The 14346-nt window shown below is 38.4% G+C and carries 15 protein-coding genes; 13 read left to right on the plus strand and 2 right to left on the minus strand.

Annotation, left to right across the window (positions count from 1 at the left end):
- The 5 genes from LMC10_RS01355 to LMC10_RS01375 form a co-directional block, all read left to right on the plus strand.
- Nucleotides 1-767, plus strand: a 767-nt coding sequence (locus tag LMC10_RS01355; RefSeq protein WP_229268728.1) for a C40 family peptidase, incomplete at its 5' end; no start/stop codon positions are given.
- 134 nt (nt 768-901) lie between these two features.
- Nucleotides 902-1285, plus strand: a complete 384-nt coding sequence (locus LMC10_RS01360) for a GntR family transcriptional regulator (protein WP_003664355.1) — start codon at nt 902-904, stop codon at nt 1283-1285.
- The gene (locus LMC10_RS01365) at nt 1263-2129 is read left to right on the plus strand and encodes an ATP-binding cassette domain-containing protein (protein ID WP_229268729.1); all 867 of its coding nucleotides are present in this window, start codon (nt 1263-1265) and stop codon (nt 2127-2129) included. Before LMC10_RS01360 ends, LMC10_RS01365 begins: the two co-directional genes overlap by 23 nt.
- The gene (locus LMC10_RS01370; protein WP_229268730.1) at nt 2129-2815 is read left to right on the plus strand and encodes a hypothetical protein; all 687 of its coding nucleotides are present in this window, start codon (nt 2129-2131) and stop codon (nt 2813-2815) included. Before LMC10_RS01365 ends, LMC10_RS01370 begins: the two co-directional genes overlap by 1 nt.
- A 3-nt stretch (nt 2816-2818) precedes the next feature.
- Nucleotides 2819-3508 carry a TraX family protein gene (locus LMC10_RS01375; protein WP_229268731.1) on the plus strand — a complete coding sequence of 230 codons (690 nt, stop codon included), beginning with the start codon at nt 2819-2821 and terminating at the stop codon, nt 3506-3508.
- Between the two features lie 298 nt (nt 3509-3806).
- Here the strand turns inward: LMC10_RS01375 and LMC10_RS01380 are convergent, their stop codons facing one another.
- On the minus strand, nt 3807-4532 hold the full coding sequence (locus tag LMC10_RS01380) for a MucBP domain-containing protein (protein WP_003668586.1): 726 nt from the start codon (nt 4530-4532) through the stop codon (nt 3807-3809).
- A 149-nt stretch (nt 4533-4681) separates the two neighbouring features.
- Here LMC10_RS01380 and LMC10_RS01385 point away from each other — a divergent pair, with 149 nt between their 5' ends.
- Nucleotides 4682-5290 (plus strand): ECF transporter S component, encoded by a 609-nt coding sequence (locus tag LMC10_RS01385; protein WP_229268732.1) that lies wholly within the window; start codon nt 4682-4684, stop codon nt 5288-5290.
- Between the two features lie 48 nt (nt 5291-5338).
- Here LMC10_RS01385 and LMC10_RS01390 read toward each other — a convergent pair whose 3' ends face one another.
- Nucleotides 5339-7546, minus strand: coding sequence for an ATP-dependent Clp protease ATP-binding subunit (locus tag LMC10_RS01390; RefSeq protein WP_229268733.1), 2208 nt, complete (start codon nt 7544-7546; stop codon nt 5339-5341).
- 276 nt (nt 7547-7822) lie between these two features.
- On the opposite strand from LMC10_RS01390, the gene LMC10_RS01395 reads away from it, so the two are divergent.
- From LMC10_RS01395 to LMC10_RS01425, 7 genes are all read left to right on the plus strand, one after another.
- Nucleotides 7823-8008, plus strand: coding sequence for a protein YkzS (locus tag LMC10_RS01395; protein WP_065533178.1), 186 nt, complete (start codon nt 7823-7825; stop codon nt 8006-8008).
- Between the two features lie 121 nt (nt 8009-8129).
- Nucleotides 8130-8396: a phosphocarrier protein HPr gene (locus LMC10_RS01400; protein WP_003664342.1), complete on the plus strand. Its 267-nt coding sequence runs from the start codon at nt 8130-8132 to the stop codon at nt 8394-8396.
- A complete protein-coding gene (gene ptsP / locus LMC10_RS01405; protein ID WP_229268734.1) occupies nt 8396-10126 on the plus strand; it encodes a phosphoenolpyruvate--protein phosphotransferase in 1731 nt (576 codons plus the stop codon). The genes LMC10_RS01400 and ptsP overlap by 1 nt, the downstream gene beginning before the upstream one ends.
- Nucleotides 10127-10359: 233 nt before the next feature.
- The gene (locus LMC10_RS01410) at nt 10360-11577 is read left to right on the plus strand and encodes a glycosyltransferase family 4 protein (RefSeq protein WP_153703572.1); all 1218 of its coding nucleotides are present in this window, start codon (nt 10360-10362) and stop codon (nt 11575-11577) included.
- Nucleotides 11578-11579: 2 nt separating this feature from the next.
- On the plus strand, nt 11580-12608 hold the full coding sequence (locus LMC10_RS01415; RefSeq protein WP_153703573.1) for a glycosyltransferase family 4 protein: 1029 nt from the start codon (nt 11580-11582) through the stop codon (nt 12606-12608).
- Nucleotides 12608-13621, plus strand: a complete 1014-nt coding sequence (locus tag LMC10_RS01420) for a lysylphosphatidylglycerol synthase transmembrane domain-containing protein (protein ID WP_229268735.1) — start codon at nt 12608-12610, stop codon at nt 13619-13621. Before LMC10_RS01415 ends, LMC10_RS01420 begins: the two co-directional genes overlap by 1 nt.
- Before the next feature lie 55 nt (nt 13622-13676).
- Nucleotides 13677-13925: a YkuJ family protein gene (locus LMC10_RS01425; RefSeq protein ID WP_003664336.1), complete on the plus strand. Its 249-nt coding sequence runs from the start codon at nt 13677-13679 to the stop codon at nt 13923-13925.
- Nucleotides 13926-14346: the final 421 nt, after the last annotated feature.

The raw sequence follows: 14346 nt of genomic DNA on the forward strand, positions 1-14346 counted from the left end.
AAGTATATTATTTTGATCCAACTACCTATTTAGCAGTTACTAATAAGTATATGCAAGCTAATGATGGTCATTGGTATCTGTTTACAGCTGACGGAACAGCTGCAAGCGGAGTTCAAAAACTGGGTGATACTTATTACTATTTTGATCCACAAACTCATCAACGTGTAGATAATAATTATGTTCAATCACAATGGGGTGACTGGTATATGTTTGGCTCGGATGGCCGAATAGTTACCGGAGAGAAAGAATGGTATGGACACTACTACTACTTTGACCCTATTACCTATTTGAAAGTTACTAATAAATGGGTTAATGGTAAATACTACAAGTCGGATGGCACTCGAGCACAAAATGAAACAATAAGTATTAATGGACAAAATTATTCTTTTGATAATAATGGCAATGTTGTTTCGAATCGTGCTTCCCAGGTAGTTGCTATTGCTCGGCAGCAACTTGGTAAACCATATGTATGGGGTGCAATTGGACCGAATTCCTTTGATTGTTCAGGTTTAGTGCAATATGTATATCGTCAAATAGGTGTAAACTTACCAAGGACCACTTATCAACAAGAATATCAAGGCACAGCAGTAAGTCTTAATGCTCTTCAACCTGGTGATTTATTATTCTGGGGTAGTTACGGTAGTGCTTACCATGTTGCAATCTATATTGGTAATGGCGATTTTATCCAGGCACCTCAACCAGGTGAACGGGTAAAAATAACCAACATGAGCTATTATCATCCGGATTTTGCTAGACGAATTCTTTAAAAATCAATAATATTAAAAACTTCCTCCTCAGCCGAGCAGGAAGTTTTTTCTTTTACCCTCTTGCCAAAATTCTCCTTTACATATATACTTAGTTACATAAGTAATGAAGTGTTAAACGAAAAGGAGGTGCACTTATGAATTTCGACTTTAATGACTCAACGCCGCTTTATCAGCAAATTGCCGACCAGCTTGAAGAGATGATTTTCTCTGGGGGCTTTGATGAAGGTTCGCAGGTACCATCAACGACCCAGCTTTCTCAGCAATTGCATATCAATCCTGCGACAGTTCTTAAGGGGATGAATATTTTAGTTAATAAAGACCTCTTAGAAAAGCGACGTGGACTAGGGATGTTTGTAAAAAAAGGTGCACAACAAAAAATTATGGAACAACGTAAAGAAAGTTTTTATAACGACTATGTAAAGAGTTTGCTGGTTGAAGCGGGTAAGCTCGGGATTACCAAGCAGCATTTATTAGACTTAATCGAACGAGGTGAGAATGATGGATCAATTAATAGTTAAAAATATTGTCAAAAAGTACCGACGCCAAACAGTATTGGATAATATTTCATTTACCCTAGAACCAGCTAAAATTTATGGTCTCCTTGGCCGGAATGGGGCTGGGAAGACGACACTTCTTAATATTATGAGCAACCGGATTTTTCCAACGAGCGGGGAAGTAAAAATTGGTAATGAAGACGTTAATAACAATGATGACCTCCTCAGCAAGATCTTTTTGATGAGTGAAGTTAATCTTTATCCGCGTCACATGAAGATAAGTCAAACCTTTGACTTAGCCGATGCCGCTTATAATAATTTTGACTATGATCTAGCAAATCGTCTCCTAAAGGTTTTTGGCTTGAATGACCGGATGAAAATTACTAACTTATCGACTGGGCAACGGACAGCCTCCAAGCTGATCGTCGCTTTAGCAGTCAATGCCGATTACGTTTTATTAGATGAACCGATTTTAGGTTTAGATGCTAATCACCGTGATAGCTTCTATAAAGAATTAGTTAAGACTTATCAAGAGCGGCCACGAACTTTTGTCTTATCAACCCACTTAATTGAAGAAATTCAACAATTAGTCGAACATGTTCTAATCATGGATCAACACCACATCATTATTAATGAAGATACAGAAAGTTTATTAGCCAAGGCTTATGCAATTAGTGGTCCGGAAAAAATGGTTGATGAGTATACTGAAGGCTTAAAAATTCTTAAAACAGAGATGATGGGTAATATTAAGACGGCCTACTTACTTGATCGCTTAGATGAACAGCGCGTGATTCCTGATCAAGTTAAGATTGGCCATTATGATTTGCAGCATTTATTCATTTACTTAACGAATGGGGGAGAATACTAATGGAAAATCAAAAAAGAAGCCTCGTTATTTCAACCATGTTTCAACAAGCGGGGCACGCTACAGGAATTGCCTTAGGTTGGGGGCTGGGAATAGCATTGATAACTTACCTATTTGGATTAATTATTTCACATAACCTTGAATCTTTCTTGGTTAGTCTCCAAGCCCTTCCAGGTATTGCTTCATCAATCTTAAGCGTGCTTTTAATGGCGCTTTTCCTTGTAACTCCTTATACTGACTTTAAATGGGCAATTCAAAACGGTATTTCTCGTAAAACACTATGGCAAGGGCGGATTTTATCTCTTTTCCTGATGACATTAGTAGTTTGGTTTATTGCACAACTGGTGGGCTTAATGAATACACCGTTTGATCTTGCTTCTGCTTGGCATAGTCTTTTATGGTACTTCGGTTTTTCTTTGACGATGATGGCAATTGGTAATGGTTTTGCCCTATTAAATCGTCGTTGGAAATGGATTGTAGGAATTGGGCTTCCGATGGCGTGCTTAGTATTATTGATGATGTTAGCCTATTCACTGGTTGGCTTAATCCCAGCGCTTTCTGCTAGTGGGGCCTTTAAGTCAATCATAATCTCAAACGTTACTGGTTGGGTAATCTTAGTTATTTACTTAATTATTGTTTATGCTTTAGCGCGTTTCTTTAATAATAAAATTCAATTACGGCGGGATTAATTAATGGATATTAACATTACACGAATTAATGATGGCTTAACCGGATATCAATTAAAGGTTATTGCCATTCTTTTTATGCTAATTGATCATATAAATATGTATTTGGGTGGATTTCTGGGCTGGCCTGCCTGGGTTAGTTTTCTGGGACGTTTTGTTGCCCCATTATTTGCTTTTCTGCTAGTAGAAGGATATTTTCATACCCATAGTAAGAGAAAATACCTTGAACGCCTATTGCTTGGTGCATTAATTGTTGGAATTGGAAATATTGTCTATAATTTATTGACTCATGACTATCTTAATCCTGTTACCCACCAACCAGATTATTTTCTGTTTCTCGGTCCACATAATATTTTCCTCACGCTTGCGATGGAACTCGTTTTAATTTGGTCATTGGATAATATTCTCAAGCATCACCGGATCGTTTTATCAATATTTACGCTAATAGTGAGTGCTGGATTAATGCTCTTTTTTGAAGGTGGCTTTTATCTTTTACCCCTGGCGATTATTTTCTTTTTAGGTCAAAAATATCGTCAAACTAACTTAATGTTAATTGGTATTGTGCTTTGGTGCGGCTTTCTCTTTATCCATGCTTGGCTTAGTTTTAATGGTGGAATGACTGGCGAAACATCTTTTTATAACTATTTAACCTTTAATAATGAATTTATGATGGTAATGGTGGTTCCATTTATTTAGTTATACAATGGGCAACGTGGCGGCAACGGCAGTCGAGCTGAGAAAAACTTCTTCTATTACTTTTATCCCATTCACCTATGGATAATTTACCTAATTAAAGCATTTGTCTAATCAAAAAGGAATAGGTTGTTCTTTTAAAATAGTAGGGACTGTGACATAAGTTAAGTTACTTTCATAAAAAGCAAATACGCAGTACAACAATGGCCTCTAACGTCCGGCAAAACCGAACGCTAGAGGCCTATTGTTGCTTGCGGGGGCTCGAAAACGAAGTCACAAGTGACTTCTGTCTCGCTCCTTTTTATTCATCATCTTCCGGATATTCAATTTGAATGTAGTTGCTAGTAATATATTTCTTGCGACCCACTTGGTACCAGGTAATCTCATCATTATCGTTTAATTTTCCAATTAGGGTAATTGTTTCGCCGTTTGGAATCTCTGCCACTTTATTTCCATAAGGCGCATCATAAACATTGATTGACTTATTATGGAGATAGTCAACTTTGGCCTGCACATTCTTCAAGGGAATTACCGTTAAATTATTAATAAGTTTTGACTTTTCTTTCCGGATATCCTGGTTGAATGGATTGTCAACAACGTGCATTTGATCATATTTAATCCATTGATCAGCGCCGATTTCATACCAAAACTGACCATTTTTAGTTGCAACCCGGTGAAAAGACTTAACTGTAATATCAGCAGGAAGGGGGGCACCGACTGGCATTCCACCAGCTGTGTCAAATACTTGTGTAGGGGCATCGAGGTGGAGATACATTTCAATCGATTGAACCTCTCCCCAATTTTGTTTCCGATAAAAAAGGTGCACAATTCGTTGCCGCATATCAAATGTTCCCTTAGTTTCACCTTCAGTTTTTACATATCGGTAATTAGGAAATTGCTTTTGTTCAATTTGGTATTCTTGACCGATGAATCCGCGTAATAATTGCGGAACGGTAAGGTTTGCTCCTGAATCGATATCATTATAGTAAACCCAGATAGGATTTCCTGTTTTAAACTTGTCAATCATTATTAACACTCCGTAACCTTAATTCTCTATTATTATAGCGCTTTTTAGTAGCTGACACGATAAGGAACGACCATATTTCTCTTGAGAATTGCGAATAGGTGATTTTTTTATTACAATAAGCCTATTCAAATTTATTTAGGAGAAGAAAAATGGCAAAAACACGGCACCAACAAATTAGGCACAATACGACATTAGCAATCTTTATCGCAATTATTCTCTTACAAGATTTTGTCCCATTTTTTGGCAACATTCCGCTGGGGCCGCTAAGTATTACAACCCTTCATGTAACAGTCATTATTGCGGCAATTGTGTTGGGTCCCATTGATGGCGCGATTATTGGTGGTATTTGGGGGCTTTTGACTTGGGTGCGAGCATTTGTTGCCCCGAGTAGTCCGCTTGCTCCGTTAGTTTTTGTTAACCCGCTTGTTTCCGTTGTCCCTCGCATTATGATTGGAATTTTAGCCGGCTATACTTTTATCCTTATGTGTCGTTTGTTCAAAGTGAAATATATCGCCGCAGTAAGTGCTGCAATAGTAGGAGCCCTTACTAATACTGGTTTAGTATTAGGCTTTATTTATCTATTTTACCGTACTCCAGCAGTTGCGCAAACTTATGGGGTAAATGTTAATCATTTATTAATTGCTTTAGAAACAGTCATGGCGACTAATGGGCTCGCAGAATTGATATTGGCGATTATTATTGTCCCAATGGTTGCTCTTCCAGTATTGGAGGTCCGCCGTCGCTTGGAAGTAAATTAAACGCAGTATAAAAAACGAGGCTGAAAAATTCAGCCTCGTTTTTTATAATCAATTATTTTTAGCAATTGTTGGGACTTCTTTAGTTTCTTCAACAACAATGTCACCATTATCATTAAGTTTAGCAACTAACTTATGAACGTCACTGTGATCAAGAACGTAATCAGCAATCCGGTCTTCAATTTGTTCTTGGATTACTCGGCGAAGAGGACGAGCACCCATCTTTGGATCAAATCCCATGTCAACTAATTTTTCTTCAACATTGTTAGTGACTTCGATGTGTAAGTTTTTATCGGCAAGCATGTTGTTAACATCGTCAATCATTAGGCTAACAATCTTCATCAAGTCATCTTTAGAAAGAGCATTGAATTGAACAATGTCATCAAACCGGTTTAAGAATTCTGGCTTGAAGTAGTTTGTCAACTTATCAATGATGGAATGAGTACTACCATTAGACTCAGCACCAAAACCAACGCTTGCTTCTGAATCACCAGTTCCGGCATTAGATGTCATGATAATAATTGTATCCTTGAAACTAACGGTGCGTCCTTGAGAATCAGTTAAACGCCCATCATCCAGAATTTGTAAGAACATGTGCATAACATCTGGGTGCGCCTTTTCAACTTCATCAAGTAGAATTAAGCTGTAAGGGTGTCGCCGTACTTGTTCAGTCAACTGACCAGCTTCTTCATAACCAACATAACCAGGAGCAGCTCCAATTAATTTAGAAGTAGAAGTCTTGTCCATGTATTCAGACATATCGAACCGAATCATAGCGTCTTTAGAACCAAATAATTGAAGGGCAAGTTGCTTAGCGGTTTCTGTCTTACCAACCCCCGTAGGACCAACAAAGAGGAAGCTACCAATTGGCCGACCAGACTTGTTCAAACCAATCCGGTTACGACGAATGGCACGGGCAACCTTATCCACTGCTTGGGTTTGACCAATAACATGTTCATCAAGCTTCTTATCAAGGTCCCGAAGTTGATTTTCTTCTTGCTTTTGCAGGTCACCAACTGGAATATTTGTCCGTTCTTCAACGATTCTCTGCATATCCTTAACGGTAACAGTTGCAGAATCTTCAGTATGGTTTTCTTCAGCTTCCTTCTTTGCCTTTTCAAGCTTAGCAACTTGATCGCGGTAGAAAGCTGCTTTTTCATAGTCTTGGTTATCAGCTGCTTGTTGCTTGTGTGCTTCAGCTGTGTGGATTTCATTTTCAATTGCGTTTGGATCCACGTTTTTAAGTGTCAAGTTCTTCTTTGATCCCGCTTCATCAAGTAAATCGATGGCCTTGTCAGGCAAGTAACGATCTTGAATGTAACGATCAGAAAGTTTAGCAGCTGCTACAATTGCGTCATCTGTGTATTTAACGTGATGGTAATCTTGATAACGATTTTTGATTCCGTTTAAGATGCGGATTGTTTCTTCAACGGATGGTTCATCAACTTCAACTGGTTGGAACCGTCGTGCAAGAGCTGCATCCTTTTCGATCTTTCGATATTCATTAAGAGTAGTGGCACCAACTAATTGGAAGTCACCACGAGCAAGGGCAGGCTTAAGAACATTTCCAGCGTCCATGCCGCCTTCAGCATTTCCCGCACCCATGATTTCGTGGATTTCATCAATAAATAAAATGATGTTCTTATTCTTACGAACTTCTTCCATTAATTGTTGCATCCGTTTTTCAAATTGTCCCCGAATTCCAGTACCTTGAACTAAGGAAACAACATCGAGTCGGATAATCTCCTTGTTAGCAAGCTTTTCAGGAACTTGACCGCTAACGATTGCTTGAGCTAGGCCTTCGACAACCGCGGTCTTACCAACCCCAGCTTCACCAATCAAGACTGGGTTATTCTTGGTCCGACGGTTTAAAATTTCAATTACTCGTTTAATTTCATTGTCGCGCCCGATGACTGGGTCAATTTTACCTTGGCGAGCGAGATCAGTAAGGTTGATCCCATATTGACCAAGGATTCCTTTTCCGTTTCGGCCGCCGCCTTGTCGTTGGGATTGGCCGTTCATGTTTTGACCATTAGCACCGGCAGCTTGACTTTGCATATTGTTCATTGCGTTCATGAAGTCTTCGAGGCTTCCAAAACCGAAATTATTCATTCCGTTACCTCCATTCATCATATCTGTTTGTAGATTTTGTAATTTTTGATAACAATTTTGGCAGAGGTCTATTTGAATCCGTTGTCCATTAAAATTCATTTGAAGATGAATCGTGGCTGGATTTTGATGACAGTATTGACATTGCATCTGAATCTAATACCTCCTAAATAGTTTCATCAAGATTTTTTTGACCTTTCTTGACCATTGATTAATATTATACTTACTTTTTATCGCAAAGCAAGCCATAAAACTTAAATATTTTCTTAAATAAAGAGCGATCTTTCCCATATAGCTAAGTTACTTAGGAATACCGAAAACAGCTCACTTTGATTTTAGCACTCTTTAGCTATGAATGCTAAAATAGAAGGATGATCGGAATTTCGTGTATAATAAGAAGATAGAATTTTATGTTGAGGTGATTGAATGGCAGAAGAAAATTTTGAACAATTGTTGGATGATTTACGAAATAAAAAGATTGATCATTTTGTAATTACCCCCGAAAATTTTCAGAAATTTCAACCGATTTTTCACTCGTATGCATATCGTTCGCAAATTGAAGGCGAAGCGCAACGAGGCGGTAAAATTATTTATCAATTAAGAGAGCGATAAATCGCAAGAAGTAGCCTTGTATTTAACGCTTACAATTGCTAAAATGTAATTATCGAGGTGTATCAGTGGTAAAGCTACTGATAATAAATTAATTATATCTGCTCGAAGGAGACTGATTAATATGGAAAAACGTGAATTTACAATTACTTCAGAAACTGGTATTCATGCTCGTCCAGCTACTATTTTGGTACAAGCTGCTTCAAAGTTTTCATCTGACATTACTCTTTCATACGAAGGTAAGAGTGTAAACTTGAAGTCAATCATGGGTGTAATGTCCCTTGGTGTTGGTCAAAACGCTAAGGTTACTATTACTGCCAATGGTGACGATGAAAAAGAAGCTTTGGACACCGTTGCTGAAACTATGAAGAAAGAAGGATTGACTGACTAATGTCTATACTACTAACCGGACTTGCCGCTAGTAGTGGTATTACGATTGCTCCGGCACACCTGTTAGTAGAGTCAGATCTATCTATAAAAAAACAGCATACAGCTGATGAGAATCATGAGGTCGCCCGGCTTCATGATTCTTTTACGTTAAGCAAGGCCGAACTTCAGCATTTATCTAAGCGTGCCCATGAGCTGTTAGGTCAACGGGCAGTGACGATTATTGATACCCAAATTGCGATTTTAGACGATCCGACTTTACAAAAGAAGATTATTGACCGTATTAATAGCCATCATGATACCGCCGAGTGGGCTGTTAAACGCGTTGAAGATTATTATTTAAGTATTTTTGAGCGCAAGAACGATAATGAATATTTATATGCGCGGGCAACCGCCTTGCGTGATGTGACCAAACGAGTCTTGAGTCACCTATTGAATGTTCCTTTACCAGACCCAGGACTTTTAGACCATCGCGCAATCTTTGTTGCTAATAATATTACACCTACTGATACCGCTCAATTTGATAAACGATATGTTGCAGGGGTTGTTACAACTAATGGTGGACGCACTTCTCACTTTACAATTATGAGTAAGACCCTTTCCTTGCCCGCTGTCGTTGGTGTCAAGGATGCTACTGCGATCATTCATGATGGCGACTTACTGATTGTTGATGGGATTCATGGCAAAGTGATTGTCAATCCAACGAATGAAGAGGTTGAGCATTATCGTTTGTTAGCCGGTAAATTTATCCAAGAGCAGCAAAAGTGGGGAGCGTTAAAAGATAAGCAAACCGTGAGTGCTGATGGACGGCGATTTGAAGTGGGAGCTAATGTCGGAACATTTGCTGACGTTATTGATGCTCAAGAGGATGGTGCCGAGGGGATTGGCCTTTTGAGAACAGAATTCCTCTATATGAGCAAGGATGAATTACCAACAGAAGAGCAACAATTTAATGCTTACAAAAGATTTGTTTCAGCGATGAACGGACAACGGGTAGTCGCGCGAACGCTTGATATTGGCGGTGATAAAAAGCTGGGGATGGTTGCTCTTCCTCATGAGGACAATCCTTACCTAGGTTTTCGTGCCATTAGGATTGGATTGGCACGCCCGGAAATATTACGTCCTCAATTGCGCGCCCTTCTTCGTGCATCCGTTTATGGACGGTTAGCCATTATGTTTCCGATGATTGCAACAATTGAAGAGTTCAAAGCGGCGCGAGCAATTCTTGACGATGAAAAAGAAAAGCTTGAGCAAGCAGGTATTCAAGTTGCTAAAAATATTGAAGTTGGCATGATGCTAGAGATTCCAGCAGTTGCAGTTATGGCTGAACATTTTGCAAAATATGTTGATTTTTTCAGCATTGGCAGTAATGACCTTATTCAGTACCTATTCGCTGTTGATCGCGGAAATCAGCAAGTAGCATACCTATATCAAGAACTTCACCCGGCAGTTTTACGGATGGTGCGGCAAGTGATTGAAGCTGCGCATGCTGAAGGCAAGTGGGTCGGAATGTGTGGAGAGATGGCTAATAATCCTTATGCGGTTCCTCTATTAATGGCAATGGGGCTTGATGAATTTTCAATGAGCAGTAGTCAGATTTTACGTGTTCGCTCTTTAATTAACCAGTTGAATACGCGTAAATTACAACCATTAGTTCATCGGGCAATTCATGCTGAAACTGCCGCGGCTGTCCAAGAATTAGTGGAAAAGTATGTTCCGCAGGTAAAACTTTGATAAATGAAATTAACTTTCTTGATTGTTCACCACGTCAAGAGGGTTATTTTTTATTCTCATTATTAAAAAATTTTGTAAAGAAATCTTAATCAGGCTTCCCGAGTCTTGTTACTATTAGGAGGAAGATTTAAAATATCTTAAATCCGTTTTGCGGTTCAGTGAATGCTTTAGTATAATAGCAGTTATGACTAATTATTATCTAGAAAACTTATGATGAAAAAGGAGCAGTTAGGTTGAATATTGGTATTTTTACAGATACATATTTCCCTCAGGTGAGTGGCGTGGCGACTTCGATTAAGACGCTTCGTGATGAATTGATTGCTCAAGGACATCATGTATATATTTTTACGACAACTGATCCTAAGGCTAAACATGATGATGTTGAAAATGGGATATACCGCTTTGCAAGCATTCCTTTTGTTTCGTTTTCTGATCGTCGAATTGCGGTGCGTGGCGTATTTCGAGCCATCAAGCTTGCTAAAAAGTTCCAATTAGATATAGTTCATAATCAAACTGAATTTGCGCTTGGAGTTATGGGGAAGACAGTTGCCAAGCATTTGCATATTCCTTGTCTCCATACTTACCATACGATGTATCAGGATTATCTCCACTATATTGCGAATGGCCATATTCTTAAGCCGAATGATGTTGCCCGGCTTGCTCATCTTTATTTAAAAAATATTTCTGGGATTATTGCTCCAAGTGACCGTGTTTTGGATACTTTAACCAGTTATCATGTTGAATCACCAATTCGTGTTATTCCGACTGGGATTAATTTACGGGTATATAGTAAACGAGATTCAGCAGAAGAAATAGCTAATTTAAGGGCAAAGTTAGGCTACAGTGAAGAGACCCCAGTTTTACTTTCGCTTAGTCGTTTAGCATATGAAAAGAATATCCACTCACTGATAGAAGCAATGCCAGATATTCTTGCTCACAAGCCTGATGCACAGTTGCTTATTGTTGGGGATGGTCCCGCAAGACATACTCTGGAGCGTCAAGTTCGTGAAATGCAGCTTAATGACAATGTTAGTTTCGCTGGTGAGATATCAAATGATGAAGTTTACCATTATTACCAGATGGCAGATGTTTTTGTTTCAGCCTCCGATTCTGAATCACAAGGACTGACTTATGATGAAGCCCTTGCCTCGGATTTGCCAATTGTGGTTATGCGTAGTGAATATACTGACCAATTGATTGATGACCCAGCGATTGGCATTAGTTTTCAAAAACGGGCTGACTTGGTTAATGGTGTCCTATTTTACCTTAACCAACCAAAAAACTCAGAATCAAGGGTGAGACGACAACAAAAGCTGCATGAGATCTCAGCAGAGGTCTTTGTTGAAAAGGTTGTTCAGTTCTACCAGGATTGTCAAAAAGATATGGCTGTCCATGATGAACTTAATCAAGCTGAAAAATCACATCGTCTTTTTCACCGCCCAAGGAGCTAATGATGATTAAAATAACAATGTTTTCATCTGCAGATAAGGTTGCGGGACAAGGAGTAGGAAGTGCCTATCTTGAATTAATTAACTTGTTGCGCAACCAATGCAGTGACAAATTTGAAATTGAAATCAACCGTTATGGGAAGAGTCAGATCAGTCATTATCATACAATCGACCCTCTTTTTTACCTGTCAACTTTTTCAAAAAAGCGGGGTCGAAAGATTGGCTATGTGCATTTTCTTCCCGAGACGTTAGAAGGAAGTCTTACAATCCCGCAACCGTTTCGCGGGCTTTTTTATCATTACATTATTGCCTTTTATAAACGAATGGATCAGTTAGTAGTCGTGAATCCCTCTTTTATCAAGCAGTTAGTAGCATATGGGATTCCTAAAAAAAAGATTACCTATATTCCTAACTTTGTTGATAATGATCGTTTCCATCCATATTCAGCTGTTAAGCGGACTGCTCTCCGAAAAAAATATGGGATTGCTGCCGATAAGTTTGTGGTATTAGGAAGCGGCCAGGTTCAAGAACGAAAAGGGGTTCCAGACTTTATTCGTCTTGCTCGTCAAAATCCGGACGTTGAGTTTTTTTGGGCTGGCGGATTTTCTTTTGGCCGTTTAACAGATGGTTATAGTGAATTAAAAAAGGTAGTAGATAATCCACCAGCTAATTTACATTTTACGGGAATCGTTTCACGGGATAAGATTGCTGAACTGAATAATCTTGCCGACCTATTTCTTTTACCTTCATATAATGAACTATTTCCAATGTCTGTCTTGGAAGCTTTTAGCTGTGGGACACCAGTAATGTTACGCGATCTTGACCTTTATCATTCTATTATTGAAGGGGATTATGAGCCTGCTAAAGATGTCAATGAGATGCAAATGAAGTTGACATTATTACGCAATGATCCTGCACGACTGGCACATTGGCAAAATCAGGCCCAGCGAGCTGCTAAGGAATACTCAAAAGAACACTTAGCAGATGTTTGGACTAAGTTTTATCAGGAGCAAGCGCGAAAGGGGGATGCTTAGTGAGCAGACGAAATTGGTTAGTATTAAGCATAATGCTAATTATTGGAATTGGAATTCTCGGCTACTCATTACGTAACTCAAACATCCACCTATTGTTGCAGGACGTTTCTGCCATTAATTGGGGATGGATGCTCGTTGCACTTGGCTGTATTTGTTTATATTTAGGTTTAGAAGCGGTTGTCGTAAAGATATTTATGAATGATCGTCACGATGGCTTTACCTGGAAGGATGCATTACGATTACCATTAATTGAACAACTATTTAATGGGATTACTCCATTCTCAACAGGGGGACAGCCAGCGCAATTAGTTGCAATGATTCAATCAGGCGTTGATGGGGGATTAGCAAGTTCAGTTCTTTTAATGAAGTTTGTTGTATTCCAGGCAATGATTGTTGTTAACTTCTTGATTAGTTTGTTAATTGGCTTTCATTTTATTGCGGAGAAACTCCATGCTCTTTCGTTACTAGTAATATTTGGCTTTTTGATTCACTTAGCGGTAATTGTCGGATTGCTGATGGTGATGTACTGGTATAGTTTTACTAAGAAACTAATGAACCTCGTTATCAAACCAGCTGCCATTTTTATGAAGGCTAACCGATATGAGCACATGAAAGTTGTCTTAAATGAAAAAGTGGATACTTTTTACCAAGAGAGTCTCCGAATGAAGCAAGATTATAAGAAGCTGCTTAAGGTTTGCGTAGTAACTATTTTTCAATTATTCTTTTACTATGCAATCCCATACTTTATTATGCTTGCGCTTGGAATTGACCGCATTAATTTCGTAATGGTGCTTAGCTTGCACGTGTTAATTTTTATGATTATTTCACTTTTTCCAATTCCAGGAGGCGCGGGGGGAGCCGAGTATAGTTTTTCCGTTCTCTTTGCAAGTTTTATTCACTCAAATACAAAATTGGTTTTAGCAATGATCTTATGGCGACTACTCACATATTACTTCGGAATGTTTGCCGGAATTGTAGCTGTATTTATAAAACCTGATAAAGTAAAAAGATAGAAAAAGGATTGTGTGAAGGCACGATCCTTTATTTGTATGAAGGAGGATTATCATTGTGAAAGAATCAGAATTATTAGTGATTATTAGACGTTTGATTGCGATGCAAAACGATGATTCAAGAGATCGGCAGAAACGGACATTTGAAAAATTTGGTATTCCATTATGTGATGTAACTTATATCCATAGTAGGGAAGAATTTATCTTCGTTCGATATCGCCCTTATGAACGTTTTCGCTTTGATGATATTGACCTAGTTGCTATTGAAGTTTTTAACTGTTTATATGACCTTGAGAATACTTTTTAATTTTTTTAGAAAAAACAGTTGACGGGGAATAAAAACCCATGTATAGTAATTATCGTTGTCAAAACAGTTAAGCGCTGTTGAGATGGTTTGACAAAAAAAGTTAAAAATAATTGTTGACATCGATTTGACGACATGATATATTAATAAAGTTGCTGATTGAGTTATCGATCAAAAGGAATTCAAAATTAATTAAAATTTCTTCTTGACAAGCTAATCCGATATATGTTATAATGAGTATGTTGATTGGATGCTTGATTAGCCAACAGGTAGACCTTTGAAAACTGAACAAAGTTTCGACGAATTAAATGTGTAGGGTCTTCAATCACGATGTGATTTGAAGCAAAACATTTGCGAAGTCAATTCGCTTAATAACAAAGATAATTGAGAGCTATTCAAGTTCTTATATATTTTATATGAGAGT

This window comes from Limosilactobacillus reuteri subsp. simiae (genome assembly GCF_020784875.1).
Lineage (GTDB): Bacteria > Bacillota > Bacilli > Lactobacillales > Lactobacillaceae > Limosilactobacillus > Limosilactobacillus reuteri_H.